This is a genomic window from Bacteroides sp. A1C1, from assembly GCF_004328515.1.
GTDB classification, from domain to species: domain Bacteria; phylum Bacteroidota; class Bacteroidia; order Bacteroidales; family Bacteroidaceae; genus Bacteroides; species Bacteroides uniformis.
Window position 1 is genome coordinate 886,203 of record NZ_CP036491.1, and the last position, 17,409, is coordinate 903,611.

Consider the following 17,409-nt stretch of genomic DNA (forward strand, 5'->3'; position numbering starts at 1 on the left):
AATTAATAACCTGGATTTTGTTTACAATTCGGATTCTTGGTGATTTCACCAGTCGGAATCTGCTGATAATAATTACGTGTATCATAAGTATAAGTATATCCATATTCCTGCTCCTTGATATCCATGAAATACTTCATGGCATCTGCTGCAAAGAATGGCTGCAAAGTGCGATATCTGCGTGTAGACTGTTCATCATCAATAATACGCCAACGCTTCAAATCCCAATAAGTTTTATTTTCGAAAGCAAGCTCTTTACGACGCTCTATACGCACTACATCAATTGAAGTTTCTGCAGAAGAAGCAAGCAACGTAGCACCAGCACGTTCACGAATGAGATTCACACAGCGGAAAGCCTCCTCTACATAATTCTTACCGGCATCATCGGTAACACTACCCACAGCTGCAAGTTCCATAGCCGCCTCGGCACGATTGAGCAATACTTCTGCATAACGGATGTCAATCCAATCTGTAACAGACTGATTCCAAGTTGTATTCTTCTGTTCAGGATTCAAATACTTACGAATAAGGAAACCGGAAACCGTACAGCCTATCTCCTGATTCTTCACTGTACCACTTTTCCCTGCACGCTTCATCATTGTACCATCCTTTAACAGAATTGCATTAGCATCCGTATTTTGCGATTCGCGACTGGCCAATTTCAGCAAGCTCGTCGCATCGTTAGCGTAAGCACTATAATCATCATAAAAGCCATAGGTATCTTCTGAAGGAAGAAGAGGAGAAATTTTATCACCTTCTCCAACCCAAATACCACGACGGATTTCAATGGATTCACCCTTAAACTCGTCACCCGGCAGCAATACAGTAGCACGCAAACGAGGTTCGGCATTCTTGAAAGGTTCCATTGTTGTTTCATACAATTTATAATAACCTTCCGTGTTCATGTTGGCAAAATGCCCATCGGCATCTTTCTCAAAACCTTCAAACATTTCTACAAAATCCAATGTAGGACAAATTTCTGTGTTGCTACCACCGGTAGAGGTTTGCGTAGGCTGTGCAAAACAATCATATGAATGTACACAGTCCGGATAATCAAAATATTTCACGAAAATATTCTCTTCCGTATCTTTCAAGAAAATATTCACGAAATTAGTATATTGTGCATCCTTATTATTAGCTGCCCAGTCCCCTTTGTAAAGAGCATAACCTCCTTCATCAACAATCTTCGATGCTTCATAAGCCTGTTTAAAATAATCGGCAGCACGATTTGCTGGAATTCCGCAAATACGCGCATCATTATAAACTTCATTCACATCATTATATTTGGCAATACTTCCAGCATAAAGCATAGCACGCGATTTAAAAGCTGCAGCTGCATATTTATTGGCACGTCCTTTTTGGTTCTTTGCAGACAAATGCGCAATAGCGTAGTCCAAATCACTGGAAATAAAATCCCAGACAGCCTCTTCCGAATCACGGAACAATTGTGCTTCAGGAATGCTTACTGTAGCCGGATAATCAATTACTGTGTTAACAATAGGCACACCACCATAACGCTTAACTAATGCAAAATAAGTATAAGCACGAATGAAATACGCTTCGCCCAACAAACTTTCAATTTCAGTAGCAGAATGTGAATCAGCATATTTGGGAAGTGTTTCTATAAAATAGTTCGTTTCACGTATTAAGGCATACGCAGCATCCCAATAGTTTGCTGTTTCAACTTCTGCCCCCTTCGTGTCACGGCTAATAGCTTCACCAGTCAAACAAGAAGGTTGCGCAAAATTAGAACCTCCCGAAAAGAACATGTTTACATGCGAATAGCGGAAATCTTCTACAGGCAACGTACTATACAAACGGGCCATATAGCTTGTAACCCCCGCCGTACTTCCAAAAATATCATTATCACCAACAATATTCATTGGTGGGATGTCCAGATCTACACAAGAAGTCAATGACCCCATGCATAATGCAAATGCGAAGATATATTTTTTAATTTTCATGTTGATATTCATTTAAAATTTAAGATTTGCTCCAATAGTAACTGTTTTATTTAAAGGATAGTTATATCCATAATTTCCTGACGGGAATTCAGGATCACAATATTTCAATCCGGTAATGGTAAACAAGTTATAACCGCTTAAATAAACACGCAGCCCTTGTACACCAATTTTAGTCAACCATGATTTAGGAAGACTATATCCCACTTCAATTGTTTTCAAACGCAGATAAGCAGCATTTTGCATATTGAATTCTGAATTCCGGTTCGGCAGTGAACCAGTGTAAGCATAATGACCGCTAATCCATTTAGTTGCCGGATCGTAAGGATCTGCATGACTATCAGCAGGACGCCAACGATCCATAAATTGATCCAAAGCATTTGTATTAGCCCACAATGGATTGTAAAGCAACTCATCATAAGAGATATGACGTTTGGCAGCTCCTTGCAACAACAGACTTACATCAAAACCTTTCCAACTTGCATTAAACGTCAAACCAAAATTTATCAAAGGACGGTCTCCCGTGTTCGTCAAAGGATGTTCGTCCAATTCATTAATCCAACCATCACCGTTCCAATCCTCATAGTTATAATCACCGAGTACAGAACCACGTCCTATATAAATAGAATTGTAATAAATTTGATCCCATGAAGTAAAACGTTCGCCGGCCCCATATCCCCACCAAAGATCTGTAAAACGATCGTTTGAATTTTGTTTCCAATTCAAATAAGAATTACCTTTCCGCGCACCTTCCACATGTTTATTTTCTGAACGGGCATACGCAAAATTTCCTTTTATCTCATAACTGAACTCATTGATGGTATTGCGGTGGCTTATTTCTATTTCATATCCACGGGTCATATCTCCATTCAGATTCTCTTGTGGCAATGCGGCTCCCACTACTCCCGGAAGACTCGCTGCCCGAGTGGTCAGTAATCCATCACGATCACGTCGGAAATAATCAACAGTCAATCCCAATAGGCCATCCCATGCTTCCAAATCAAAACCTATATCAAAAGTTTTAGCTTCAATCCATGAGATGCTTTGATTAGCCAATCCCTTTGTTGCAGAAGCATTGACAAATGAGCCATCAAAAATGGCACCACCCGGCATCGCATATGCTGCCCCACCTACCGGATACGTATAACCATTAAGGAACTGATACGCTAAAGCACCATCGTCACCCATCTTACCCCAAGAAGCACGTATTTTAAGGTTATTAATGAAATTCAAAGAAGATTCTTTCCAAAACTTTTCTTCAGAGACACGCCATCCCCCTGACACTGAAGGAAACATAGCCCAACGTGAATTTGCAGGGAATTTTGAAGAACCTTCATAACGGAAAGCAAATTCAATAAGATATTTGGACTTATAATCGTAAGCTACACGCCCTACCAATGCTTGATTGGCATTATCAAACAAGGCAGAAGCAGCAGTACTCTGTCCAAATTGCTGGTTATCAGCATTTCCGGCAAAAACTTGATCTATAGGAATAGAAAGTTCCTTTTTACCATTAAAGTTATCCCCCTTATAAGTCGATTCCTCAAATAGCAGCATCGCATCAATATTATGCCCATTAAACTCACGAGAGTAATTAGCTTGTACTTGCCATAAAGTATTATCTTTTGAATAGAATGTACGACCTACTTTAGGAGGATCATTACGTGTCCATACCTGATTATCTCGATATGATTTCCAAGTATTTTCAAACTCCTTATTATCATTCATTATATAATCGTAACTATATAACCCCTTTAGTTTCAATCCTTCTACCCAAGGTACATCATAACTCAATGAAAAACTTGACTGAAACCATTTGCTCTTATAAGTTTTATATCCTACAACATCCTTATCCATCATCGCCACCGGATTCATCAAAGTAGAGTTTGAAGGCTGGGTAAAACCGCCATTCTCCTGATAAATGGGATCCATCGGCTGCATCAACCAAAGACCACGAATAATATCATAAGCACCATAATGCGGTGTATTACGCTCATCCATCAAACCTGAAAGATTAACATCCAATTTCAGATTCTTAGTAATATTGGCAGAAAGATTACTACGCATTGTCCATTTATCGTAATTCATATCATCTGTCTGCAAGAAACTTTGTTGCGCTTGATAGCCAACACTCGCATAATAATTTACACGTTCCGTCCCACCTGAAATATTGATGGAATGTTGTGTCTGAGGCGCAGAACCACGTAATACTGCTGATTTCCAATCTGTAGTCTGTGCAGCGGCTATTTCTTCATCAGAATAAGAAGCTCCTCCACCATCTACATTATGACGTCCCTTTTCATTAGCCAATGTCATCCATTCTTGTGAAGTAACCAAATCTGGGAAATTGGAAGGCATTTGCCAAGTAAAGCTACCCGAATAATTAATTTCCGGTTTCCCTTGCGCACCTTTTTTGGTGGTAATAAGAATTACGCCATTGGCAGCACGTACACCATAGATAGAAGCAGAGGCATCCTTCAAAACAGAAATACTCTCAACATCTTCCGGATCAACGCGTGCCATATTATCGCGAGGAATACCATCAATTATCACCAGTGGATTCCCCAGTCCACGAATATCCATCGATGTATTGAAAGCTCCCGGCTCACTTGAATTTTGAACCACACGTAAACCGGCAATCTTACCAGTCAGCATATTCTGTAAACTTTCATTTTTTGTAGAAACAATGTCCTTCGTGTTTACGGCAGACACAGCACCGGTCAATGTCTGTTTCTTTTTCACTCCATAGCCTACCACTACCAGTTCATCAATCAAAACATTGTCACTTTGAAGGATGACATTATAAACCTTCTGTTCTGCCTTGATGGCAATCGTCTGTGACTTATATCCAATAAAACTTACTTTAATCGACGAATTTGGCGTCACCTCTAAAGAAAAGTTTCCATCAACGTCCGTCACACATCCATTTTTTGTCTTGGTATCAATGACAGTCGCGCCAATCACCAGCTCACCGGTGTTGTCCTTTACTGTACCCGATACCTTAAAAGAGTTCCCTTGTGCATACAACGTCACTGTCATGAACGACACCATTGCACACAACCAAACCTTTAAAAGATTCTGTACCACTAACTTTTTCATACTTATTAAATTTAAAATTGCAATTTGATGATTATTCTATTATTACTTTCAACATGATATATTCATAAGGCTTCATCCAAAACATCTCGTCATTAAAAGGTCTTAAGGCCTTCTGACGATAATCACATACACTTACTTCACGCGGCCTTATACTACCCCAAACAAATGATGAACAAACACTCTGCTTACCCATATTGTGCAGGCAGACAATATACCCCTTTCCATCGTCAGCAGGTTTGATACTGGATAATGCAATACGATGGCGTCCTTTCAACCGAAACAACTGCTCTATATTCTGAGAAGAACGACTGGCTACAGCCACCAATTCCATCTCACGTTCAGCTCCTCGCTGTTTCAATTTCAGGTCAAGCGGATTACAAGGCTGCAAAGAATAGCGAAACTTCGCTGTGCCTCCTTGTGATGCTTTATAATTAGTCCTCCATGTATTCGTCATTACCCATGAATAGACAATCGGCGATATCTTGGCAGACTGCCACCAGCCATATCCATGACGGGGATTCAGGCGATAATCAAGCCCTGAGGGCGAACCCAGTTCAACAAAAGGCGCATCAACGGTGGTCAGGCAGACTGCATGCTCCAAATCTCCCACAGCCAATCCGTTTTGCAATGAATAATAATGTTTGTTTACTCCCTCCAGTTGCTCACGCTCAGGATGAATTTCACTCATGGCAAGATCCATTGTAATTTCAGGTTGCTGAATATTGAATGGAAAAACAAAACGCACATTTTCAAAATCTAAAATATCCTGCTTATCCAACGTATTACAAATATCTACCCTATCTATCCCTTTGTAAACTGTCACATCACGCCATAAAGTATTACATCCTGGAGCTTTAGACTCTATACGCAGTGTAGCAGCAACCGCTCCATCATCCAACACTCTTATATTTAATATCTGTTCGATTCCCTGTGGGTCAGAAGCATATCTTCCAGTATATAAATAATCATTCAAACCGCTATTCGAAGCATATTCATAAGAGTCACCAACTCTTTTGAAAGAACTAATTGTACCTTTCACCTCATCAATTTCAACGCGTACAATTCCATTATTTAATATTTTATTCTCTGCAATCATGGAAACGAAACGTCTTGAACTCTTTTTCTTCGAGACGATTTGATATACCTCAGAAGAAAGTGCTGGTATATTTTCAGCAACAAAAGCCCAACGGCCATCATACAGACGCTGTGTCTCTACTTTTTCACCAGTCCTGGTTATCAATTCTTTTTCATTCAAATTGACCATTGAATCCAAAAACACTACATCCGTACGATTCCAAAGATTTGTATTCAGCACATGTACAAAATCCCCACCTTTGTCGACATGCAATGGGCTTAAAGCCTGTTTATATAATATTTGAGACTGATTACTTGCATTATCAGCATAAGCTTTTTTCCCTTCCCACAAATCTTTTGTAAATTTAGAATGCGGGTCAGTTCCACTAGCAGAAGCCCCCCAAGTGTGCTCAGAAAACAGTATCACATTTTTCCATGCTTCTTTAAAAGCTTTATCTGGGAAAGCGTCTGTTTTATGAAGCATACTCCAAATAGTTTCAGTCTGTGCCAAGCGTGCAGCAGTAGTACGATTCATTGCTGTCTCACAAGCAGTAGAAGCCGCTCCGTCTTCCCAAGTGGGAGTCATGTCACCAGCAAAGACGGGTAATTCAGCGCCATATTGTTCTTCGAATTTCATAAAGAACTCACGGGCAGTTGATATACGGAATTGAGGAAACTCATAACGTTCATTCCACTCACGGATTACATCAGACATTGATTGATCGGGAGGGCCGTTATCACCATGAACTGTATAACGTAAATAACAAGTTTGATATGGAAACTCCTCAGTTTCTAATTCTGTTAAATAGTCCCAGATTGGCTCAAGTCCACAAACTCCGATACGGTTAGCCAACCAGCCATGAAACCATGAGTAACCGCGCCCTGCCTGCCATACAAGTACTTTATCAGTACCTGATTGAGATTGCCAATAAAAAGGTCTATCACCCCATCTGACATGTAAAGCAGCAGCACGGTCATTTCCTATCCTCCCATAAAAAGGTACATAATTTGGTCCGGGTGAATAATATTTCACTCCATTCTTAGCCATTGCAGTGACCAATCCCCAAGCTTGCCCAGGCACATCACTCATCATTGCAGTATTCAGCTCTACTCCCACTTCATCACTAATCCAATGTGCATCATCAAAAATATGCATCAATTCTTCTTGTCGGCTAATCCCAGTCAAAATACTTCCCAAAGACATATCAACATTAATAATACCATCGCGAATGGCCTGCTTCAAACGTTCAGCCTTTTCAGTTGCTGCATATTTTTTCAAATATGCAGCAACTGCCCATGTAGCCTCCGTATTCCAACAGTAACGTGAACCTTCCGGATATTCTTTAGTACGCTCAGCTAAATCGAGTGCGCGTTCCAAATTACGCCATTGAAGTTTCATCACATCATCCTGGCGATGTGTATATCCGATATCCAAATGAGAATGCGGAAAAAAGCAAACAGTCCACTTTCTTGCTCCTGGCACTTCATATTTACGTTTCACACAACCTTGACGGCTATTCACCTTTATCTCCAAAGAAGAGGTCTCTTCCATATATCCAGCAGGGAAATATCCTTTGTACTCATCCACCCCAGTCTTTGAAGCCTCTATTTCAGCATTCCATATTTTATCACCTAATTGACACGTTAAGGTAGCCCCAGCATACAATGGAGTATTAAAACGTAATAAGAATTCTCGTTTAGGACCTTCAGCACTCTTTAGATAGCCTTGCCCAGCCACAAAAGAAATATCATCAAGCTTTCCCAATGATTGTACTGAAACCACTGTTTTTTTATAAAAACGAATTTCGCTCAAACCATAGTAATCCACATTCTGATGCATATCAGCAGCTTCCTGTATCACAACCGGATTCTTACGATCATAATGATTACCTTCTCCATCCAACGCAGCCGTAAAGCATATATAACGTGCTTTTATACCTTTAGTATCCAAAGAAAAATCCACGGATCCAGGATTACGTCCTACCGATTCAGGAATTAAATAATATTCCAAATCACCATTCTTTAGTAATTGCCATTTATTCCCATCCTCTGAGTACTCTATATATACCTTATTGAGTCCACGCCGAGTATGCTCATTCTGATTATAGTTCCATATCTGAATCAAATCTACTTCAGGACATTTTCTACTTTTACCAAAATCACACAACAACCAGACAACTCCTTCATGAGTAGACTTATTGTAACGAACTGGCTTTTTAGAAACTTCAGACAACCACATGCCATGTCCCAGGTTATTAGCCACATGATAGCACCCCTGCATTCCATCTCCATTAACTACGGAACAAATAGTTCCTTTATTCAATTCGCTGCTGGCAGATACTTTAATTAAGCTCTCATCCAACTGTTTATACACAACAATACGTTGTGCATATCCGGTAATGAACATCATTAATAACAAAATAACGGTAATGATTTTTTTCATTCCACAAAATATTAGTTTTTAATAAAACTGCTAAACATATAAAGTAGTCTCAACAAAAACAAACCTCATTATATGTATGAACATATAGATGCAGCAAATATATATAATAAATTCAAAAAGCAAAAGTAAAACAAAGTTTTTTTTATAAAAAAATGAGATGTAATAAATTAAAAGTCAAACTAAACTTAAATTAATTTATCACTAAATTATTTATAAAAGAATACGTATTAAAACTTAAACGACTAATAATTAACTAATTATTCTTAAAAACATCTTTAACTACAATATTAAAAAACAAACATTTCAAAGAATAACATCCCAGCAAAGCCCGTATTTATCAAAATGATTACACAACACACTTCAATGTTCATACATTAATTATAAGGCATAAAATTATATTTTCATTAAATCATCATACCAAAGAAACCATACAACACAAAAAAGCGTCTTCGTTTTCGAAGACGCTTAAAAAATAAAAATGATGATGTATTAATAGTATCAAAAAACGAATCACTTTACACAAGAAGTTACTTTTATACCAAAAGCGCAATACGTTAGATATAATACGCAGGCCAACGTCACCACAACACCACCGATAATACCTACAGTACCGATGGCAAAACCGACAACTGGAGTTACCACTCCCCCCCCGGCAACAGCTGTAATCATTAGACCGGAAATCTGATTTGCCTTCTCCGGACACGCCTGCAAAGCCATTGAATAAATAATAGAGAAAACTGATGAAGCAAAAAAGCCTACTGCACCAATACAAACTATATTCACCACATCCTTTTCCACTCCTATTAAAACTAGCAGCGAAACAACACAAGCTACAATATTTATACGAAAGTACCTCATTTCTGCAATACGGGTCAATAAGAACGCCCCTAACAAAGCGCCAATCGTACGACTGAGGAAATAGACTTGAGGAGCAAATTTTACTTGCTCATCAGACCATCCAAAACGGATAGACATAAGTTTCGAACTAATAAAGTTTGTCGCCACATCCACGCCTACAATAAAGAAAATTCCTAAAAACAGTAATAGAATAGTCCGGTCTTTCAGCAAAGCAAACGTATTCCTCATGGAAAGATCACTGTTCGACACAACATTTCTTTCCCGTTCAATAGGGGTTGCAATCAGCCAAACTGTCGACAATAAAGTGATGAAGCCAAGAATGGGGAAGCAATAATACCATTTATCCATCCCCCAATAATGGACAGCCAGCAATACAATCTCCGGACCGACTAAAGAAGAAGCCGCTTTTATTACCTGCCCAACTGTCAAACTACTTGTCAGGAAAGCTTTGTTAGTTATAACATTATTAAGCAACGGATTTAAAGAAACTTGTAAAATAGCATTTCCTATACCCAACAAGGCATAAGCCACCATGCAAGTTACACCATCATACGCCAATAATGGCAGAATCATACCTACAATTGTAATCACCATACTAACAAGTACGGTATTCTTACGTCCCCATTTATTCATCCGATTACCTATCGGAATTCCTAAAAACAAGAACCAAACAAACACCATTGAAGGTACAAACCCGGTCATCATAGGTGACCAGTTAAAACTACGCTGAACATAGTCTGATGAAATACCGACAATATCACAGAAGCCCATCACAAAGAAACCGAAAAGTACCGGAAAGGCTGTCATTATAGAGTTTTGTTTTTTCATTTTCATGGATTTTTATATAAAATGTCTATTCTGTCACTCCCACGTCTTTACGCAGTTTTTCCAATTGAACAGTCAGTGCTTCCCGTACTTTTACATACTTCGGGTTATCATATACATTATTGACCTCCATCACATCTTTTTTCAAATCATACAATTCCCAAAAGTCAATAGCTTCATCATTCCCACTACCCTCTCCATGCCAATGAATCAATTTGTAGCGTTTAGTGCGAATGCCATCATGTTTGCGTACACTACCCACTGCCGGATAATCGTAAAAATGATAGTATAACTCATTTCGCCAATTTTCCGCCTTTCCATTTTTAAACAACGGTAATAAAGAGCGCCCAGACATCTCTTTCGGCACCTCCACTCCTGCAAGGCTCAGGAAAGTCGGTGCCAAATCAATATTCTGCACCAGCTCTTTGCATACCGAATGTTTCTTGACTAAAGAAGGGCACGAAATAATCAGAGGTGTACGGAAAGACTCCTCATACATAAAGCGCTTGTCATACAGTCCATGCTCTCCCAACAGAAAACCTTGATCAGAGGTATAAACTATCACTGTATTATCCAGAACTCCTTTTTCTTCCAAATAATCAAGCAAACGGCCCACTTGTTCATCTACCGAACGGATAGTCCGACAATACTCTTTTACATACCGTTGATATTTCCACCGAAGCAAATCCTTTCCAACCGGAGGATTTTTCAGGAATTCTTCATTTTTCTTGTCATAAATAGCTTCCCATGTAGCACGCTGTTCGCTATCCATCTCAGCCATTGCCATCAGCCAACTGTCTCTAATATATTGCAATGTAGGTTCGTTCTTCAATTCTCTCACCTTAAAATCGAACGCATATCCCATGTGCCGATCAATTGTCAGCTCCTGAGTTTTCATCTGCGGACCACGTGTCGTATAGTCATCAAATAGCGTTTCAGGTTCCGGAAAATCCACATCCTCAAATAAATGCATATTGGGAAAGTCAGGCATCCAATTACGATGAGGTGCCTTGTGATTTACAAGGACACAGAAAGGCTTCTCATCGGAGATGTTTTTCTCCAACCACTCTATGACATGATCGGTTATCAACGTGGTAGCATATCCTTTTTCTTTTATATATTCTCCGTTTGTATCAGGACGACGGAACTTGGGATTATAGTATTCACCCTGATCAAAAAGAATGTCATAATGGTCAAACCCCTTCGGCTCAACATTCAAATGCCACTTTCCAAAGACTGAAGTTACATATCCTTTTTTTTGTAGCAGCTCAGTAAACCATTGTTTCTGTGGATTCAAACAGCACCCCAACCTCGTCTGTCCGTGCTGATGACTATACAAGCCCGTTAAAAGGGTCGCCCGGCTTGGAGCTGAAATGGAATTCTCTACAAAAGATTGCGTAAAAAGCATGCCATTCCCAGCCAAACGATCAATGTTAGGTGTCGGAGCCAACTTTGAAATAGGATGTCCGTAAGCACTTATGGTCTGGAAAGCATGGTCATCCGTAAAAATACAAACAATATTCAACGGTTTATTGGACACTTTCTGGGCCCAAATAGGTTGTACTGCCGATATTATCGGCAGTACAACCATAGAAGTGGAAAACAGATTATTTTTCATAACATATTTCTCAGTGAGTCAATTCCTCATTAGGTGAAGCTCCCAAACCTAAAACCAATTTTCCTCCTTTTACGACCTCACTAAAGGGCAATTGTACAGTATCTTGCGGACGGTTGTTCAAAGATATATCCTGCAAATAACAATCACCTACCGCCTGCTTCTTAGCTTCGATTACAAATTTCTCTCCCGGATAATAATCTTTATTCAAACGGACAGTGACTTTGTCAAACAAAGGGGCACCTATCTGGAATTTCGGATCAATCTCCGTCAATCCCTTTACATCAAATAAGCCCAATGCAGACATTACGTACCAAGCCCCCAATTGTCCTTGATCCTCATCCTGTCCATAACCATAGCCATGTATACCTTCGAGGCCATAGAACTCATCCAAAATAGCACGTACCCACTTTTGAGACAGATATGGTTTACCCGAAAAGTTAAACAACCAAGAAATATGCAAATTAGGCTGATTACCATGATTATACACCGTCTTCAATCCGGCAAACGCATCCACTTCTTTCCCACCTCCAAAAATATTTTTCTGTGAAAGCAAAAAGATACTATCCAGACGATTATTAAACGTTTCTTGCCCTACCAAATCTACCAATTCGTCTATCTGGTGAGGGACATAAAATGTATATTGCACGGCATTTCCTTCTTGAAATCCCTTCCAAGGAGCCAATGGATTAAAATCTTCCAGAAAATTTCCTTTAGTATCCTTGGGACGAATCAAACGGGTCTCCGGATCATAAAGATTCTTCCAGCCATTCGACAAATTAGAGAGTAACTTATAGTCATCCTCTTTACCCAAATGTTTGGCAAATTGGGACACAGCAAAACTACTGAAACTGTATTCCATTGTATGTGAAGCACCAAACCCAGATCCTTCCTCACGAGTCACCATATCAAACCGTTTTTCATAAGGAGAATATCCACGTTCCACAAACTGACGTACATCCATCTTACCTGCACCTTCAAGTCTTCCACGCCATTCCACTTCATTCTTCAAAGCAGCTTCATATCCCTGCTTTACGTCAAAATCACGAATACCGCAATTATATGCAGCAGCAATAGCCAAGCTAGTAAAATTCGTCCCTACTCCAGACACATATTTACTGCATGCGATTCCATCACCCAACCAACCGGTATCCTGATAAACCAACAACTGACTTTTTATCCAATCAGAATAATATTCGGGATAAGCCAATGACCATAATTGCGTCAGATTCCAGAAACCACCCCAAATGGCATCCGTATTATAATGCTGATGTACCGGATTACCTTCTTCATCAAGAGCAATACGACCGACCGTTCCATTATTTTTAGGATAATATCCATTTGCATCACTAGCCAATCCACGTCCCAAAAGCGCATGGAACAATCCGGTGTAAAACTTCACTTTATCAGTTTCCTTCCCTCCTTCCACATAAATCCTGCTCAGAGATTCATTCCACACATCTGTTGCATTCTTCTTGGCTTGGTCAAAGGTAACATCCGCAGCCTCGGTTTCCCGGTTGAAACGAGCATTCTCTATGGAAGTATAGGATAGGCCCACTTTGACTTCCACAGCCTCTTGTTCTTCTGTAGAGAATGTCATGTAAAGACCCGCGCCTGGTCCTTTTTCCTGATGTTTACCCGGATTAACCACATCTTTTACAAAAGTACCTACCTGAACCGGCTTCTTATTAAGAACAGCCGAGAAATACATACGTACATCCGCCCCTTTCTGATAAATATTAACATATACGGGGGAAGTGATTACATAACCTTCCACCCGGCCATCTTCAAAATATTGTACTTCGGCATCTTTCACCTCACCACTTTCTCCTTGCTTGTTACCTATATCGAAGATAAGGTTTGCCTGTTCTGTTTTGGGATAGGTATAACGATGAAATCCCACTCGTTTCATAGCAGTCAATTCAGCCTTTACTCCATAGTCCTTCAACAAAACAGAATAGTACCCGGGAGCTGCCACTTCATCTTTCTTATCGAAACGTGAACGATAACCGCCATCCGGATTTTCCAACTCACCCGGTACTGTCTGCAATTCTCCGACAGTCGGTGCAAATACGACACCGCCTACCTGGAACTCGTGAAAATTGGCAAAGCCTTCGATGGAAGTATGACGAAAATCATACCCCACTGCTTGCCAACCACCGGGATTTCCCAAATGCGCATCGGTAGAAGGAGCCAGTTTTGCCATGCCAAACGGAATAGCAGCCGGTGTATAAAAGAACCAACGACAATGCGCAGTTCCAATGTTTGGGTCTACATAGTCCACCAAAGCTTTAGTGCTTGAAGTACTTGTTGAACACCCCATAATGATACTCATACATATCACCAAAAAACAAAGTCGTTTCATGATATTAATTTATTAAGACGGTAGACACTAACATTATTTATTTTCCGAGCATGGAGCAATCCCCCATGACTTATTCGGTTTATCACCCATTTCCAGTATCAATTCTCCACCTTTTAGCAATTCTGCAGCGGGGAAATAGAAACGTTCCAACTTCTCACCATTCAGAGTGGCACTCTGAACGTACTTATTTTTTCTGGATACATTTTTAGCCTCAATTGTAAATGTTTCACCACGATTATAGCGTTTGCCCAAATCAATAACCACTTTCTCATACAATGGACTGGCAATTTCATAAATAGGTTCGACACTGCAACCGCCATCAGTCTGAAACAGTCCCAAAGCCGCCATCACAAACCAAGCACTCATCTGGCCCTGATCTTCGTCACCCAAATAGGCATTGGCAACGCCACAACCATAATATCTATCAATAATGGAACGGGACCATTTTTGTGTCAGCCAAGGTTTATTGGCCCAATTGAACAAGAAAGCAAAATGCATGGACTGCTGGTTGCCCTGAACCACCGGATAATCCCAATATTGGTCATTGGGAGCATTGTATCTCCAAGGTTCACTTACTTCAAAACCCCAGTTCAGACGATCCACAAATGATTTTTCTCCCATTATGTCAATCAAGGCCGGTACATCCTGAGGCACAAAATAGCTAAGCTGCCAAGAATTACCTTCTACATAGTGGTGATTACGTCCGGTTTGAAATGCATCAAAATCAGGGATAAAGTTACCGACCGAATCACGCATGTGAGCATATCCATTTTCCGGATTAATAGCATTTTTCCACCAATATCCGCGATCATTGAATGTAGCATATTCCGAGAATTTACCTAATGCTTTCGCCATCTGTCCCACAGTCCAATCATCGTAAGAATACTCCAATGTATTAGAAAAACGTCCCAATTCAATAGGTACGTATTTATATTTCATATAAGACACCAAATCGCGATTACCGGCAAAACCACCTGCAACATGTGTAGCTGGAGTAGTCTGCATTTTTTTCATGGCTTCAAATGCCTTTTCCACATCATAATCACGAATACCCATCTGATAGGTAGATACCATCTGTGGAATTTCGTGTTCGGCCACCATTACCGGAATATATTCCATTCCGGCAGGACCTTTTGCCAACCACCCGTTTGCATCGTACAATGCCAACTGAGAGTTCACCCATTTGGAGCTCCATTCGGGTGTCACTAAATTCCAGAACTGATTCAAATTCCAGAAAGTGTTCCAAAAAGCATCACATCCTAAAGCTACATGTTCAGGATTTGTAAATTTACGTACCTTTTCGTCCGGAGACACCCATTCGCCATTCACATCACTCCACAAATTTCGGCAAAGTGCACGATACATATTAGTGTAAAAGCGCACCTTCTCCAGACGGTCATAGGTAGTTATATCCAGACGGTTGAAAATACCATTCCATACATCTTTCTGATTTTGCACTACCGCATCAAAATCCCAACCAAATCTATCAGAGATTTCCTTTTGCAGATTTTCAGAAGCATTTGAAATACTCACCAACGAAATACCGGCACGAGCCTGCACCACCGGATGCTTTTTCGTATCAAATTCGACATAAAGTCCTGCATCTTTCAAGTTCTTACCCAATATATGGCCTCCATCCAATATTTGCTTATTCTTCCAGCCACCTACTTTCTTAATCGGTGCATCAAACTCTATTACGAAGTTCACTACATATTCCTGATCAGCGTCATTACTCCACACATAAGGACGAGGAGAAATCTGATGAGAGCGTCCCTCAATTCTATAATCACTTACCTTCTTAATATCTACATCCAGCAGATTATAATCATATTCAGCTTGCACATGAAGGTCAATCATTACACGTCCATCTTTATCTTTCGGGAAGGTATATTTCTGGAAACTTGCTCTTTCTGTAGCTGTCACCTCCGCCCAGATTTCTGTATCGGTCAAGAAGACCTTATAATATCCTAACGGAGCTTCTTCTGTCCTCTTGTCAATACGCGAACGGTAACCTTCATCTGGACGGAACTGATCGCCAACCTGAGTAAACAACTTGCCGTTAGTAGGCATTAACCCTAATCCGCCCATTGTCCACTCATGGATATGACTGAAACAACCCAAAGTTTCAAAAGTTGGTTGATAACCGGCCTGCCAGCCCATATTTTGATTGTCCGGACTCAGCTTCACCATACTGAAAGGCATCCAAGGTCCCGGTGCAATCATCCATCGAGAATGTGCCGTACCTATTTTGGTATCTACATAGTCGGCAAATGTCTGTATCTTTTGCGGAGAACGTATAATAATACCCTTTTCCAGCAATTGTCCATCTACAAACACTTGATATTCACTCTTTCTACTTTTTTTCACAGCAGGCATAGGTACTTCAAATACATAACGTGCCGTGTCCAACTGCGCAGAAAAAACATCTATACCGTCTAATTTTACACTCAATTTCGGGTTACCGGATAGATGCTCTACATCAACCAATAAAGGCTGTATTTTTGCTCCATCCATTTCATATTCTGCCGGAGCCACATTGCGCAAGAAAGCATATTCATTATTCTTTTCCAGAACAAGTTCGTCAGCACCTTCCAAACGTATCTGATCGAAAACAATCCAGCCCCCTTCAAGAACAGAAACAGTGACCATATTTCCACCTTTTTTCAAATCATCGGCTGAAATTGGAAATTCAAGAATTTGTTCCTTGGCATCTTGAAGATTACCCTCCAGTACTCCTTTCGAATGCCCTTTAATTTCAAACTTCTTTTCGGCAGAATTCACCATAACTTTAACCACCGAACGGCTCGGATTGGCATCCACCAAGTCTACCACCAATTTCCATTTGCCATGTTTCGGCAATTTTTTAATGCCAAACAATATATTTGCATCATGAGTTCTCCAACCGGAAGTACTCCATGTACCTCCCCAAGTATCATCAGGCCCTGGCAACACATAAGGGAAATCATTTTTGTCAACAGAAGTCCCCACTAAAAAGTAACGATCTTCATAACCAAAATCATGAGCCAGGAACTTTTTATACTCAGAAGGGCCCAAAGCCAGTTCTGTTCCGGAATTATCCGCAACGCCAATTTGCCATACCACTTTTGCAGCAGTTGCACACATAGCGCAACAAGCAACGATAAAAAAAGATATTATTTTTTTCATATTCATA

General features: G+C 40.1%; 7 protein-coding genes. All 7 read right to left on the reverse strand.

Features of this window, described 5'->3' with window-relative positions; all coding sequences use genetic code 11:
* Positions 1–2 precede the first annotated feature (2 nt).
* The 7 genes from EYA81_RS03940 to EYA81_RS03970 all read right to left on the reverse strand — a co-directional run bounded on the left by EYA81_RS03940 (position 3) and on the right by EYA81_RS03970 (position 17,402).
* The gene (locus EYA81_RS03940) at positions 3–1,961 is read right to left on the reverse strand and encodes a RagB/SusD family nutrient uptake outer membrane protein (RefSeq protein WP_226791211.1); all 1,959 of its coding nucleotides are present in this window, start codon (positions 1,959–1,961) and stop codon (positions 3–5) included.
* Positions 1,962–1,973: 12 nt separating this feature from the next.
* Entirely contained in the window at positions 1,974–5,057 is a 3,084-nt protein-coding gene (locus EYA81_RS03945) for a TonB-dependent receptor (protein ID WP_117600491.1), read from the reverse strand.
* A 31-nt stretch (positions 5,058–5,088) separates the two neighbouring features.
* Positions 5,089–8,574 (reverse strand): glycoside hydrolase family 38 C-terminal domain-containing protein, encoded by a 3,486-nt coding sequence (locus tag EYA81_RS03950; protein ID WP_117600492.1) that lies wholly within the window; start codon positions 8,572–8,574, stop codon positions 5,089–5,091.
* Between the two features lie 510 nt (positions 8,575–9,084).
* Positions 9,085–10,260, reverse strand: coding sequence for a sugar MFS transporter (locus tag EYA81_RS03955; RefSeq protein ID WP_117600523.1), 1,176 nt, complete (start codon positions 10,258–10,260; stop codon positions 9,085–9,087).
* A gap of 25 nt (positions 10,261–10,285) precedes the next feature.
* Positions 10,286–11,875 (reverse strand): sulfatase, encoded by a 1,590-nt coding sequence (locus EYA81_RS03960; protein WP_117600493.1) that lies wholly within the window; start codon positions 11,873–11,875, stop codon positions 10,286–10,288.
* 10 nt (positions 11,876–11,885) lie between these two features.
* Positions 11,886–14,237 carry a GH92 family glycosyl hydrolase gene (locus EYA81_RS03965; RefSeq protein ID WP_117600494.1) on the reverse strand — a complete coding sequence of 784 codons (2,352 nt, stop codon included), beginning with the start codon at positions 14,235–14,237 and terminating at the stop codon, positions 11,886–11,888.
* A gap of 33 nt (positions 14,238–14,270) precedes the next feature.
* Positions 14,271–17,402 carry a GH92 family glycosyl hydrolase gene (locus EYA81_RS03970; RefSeq protein ID WP_229135056.1) on the reverse strand — a complete coding sequence of 1,044 codons (3,132 nt, stop codon included), beginning with the start codon at positions 17,400–17,402 and terminating at the stop codon, positions 14,271–14,273.
* Between the last annotated feature and the right edge of the window lie 7 nt (positions 17,403–17,409).

What these genes read in the sequence shown, in the direction of transcription:
- EYA81_RS03940 (WP_226791211.1), bottom strand. Translation starts at nt 1,961, where the DNA reads ATGAAAATTAAAAAATATATCTTCGCATTTGCATTATGCATGGGGTCA.
- EYA81_RS03945 (WP_117600491.1), bottom strand. Translation starts at nt 5,057, where the DNA reads ATGAAAAAGTTAGTGGTACAGAATCTTTTAAAGGTTTGGTTGTGTGCA.
- EYA81_RS03950 (WP_117600492.1), bottom strand. Translation starts at nt 8,574, where the DNA reads ATGAAAAAAATCATTACCGTTATTTTGTTATTAATGATGTTCATTACC.
- EYA81_RS03955 (WP_117600523.1), bottom strand. Translation starts at nt 10,260, where the DNA reads ATGAAAAAACAAAACTCTATAATGACAGCCTTTCCGGTACTTTTCGGT.
- EYA81_RS03960 (WP_117600493.1), bottom strand. Translation starts at nt 11,875, where the DNA reads ATGAAAAATAATCTGTTTTCCACTTCTATGGTTGTACTGCCGATAATA.
- EYA81_RS03965 (WP_117600494.1), bottom strand. Translation starts at nt 14,237, where the DNA reads ATGAAACGACTTTGTTTTTTGGTGATATGTATGAGTATCATTATGGGG.
- EYA81_RS03970 (WP_229135056.1), bottom strand. Translation starts at nt 17,402, where the DNA reads ATGAAAAAAATAATATCTTTTTTTATCGTTGCTTGTTGCGCTATGTGT.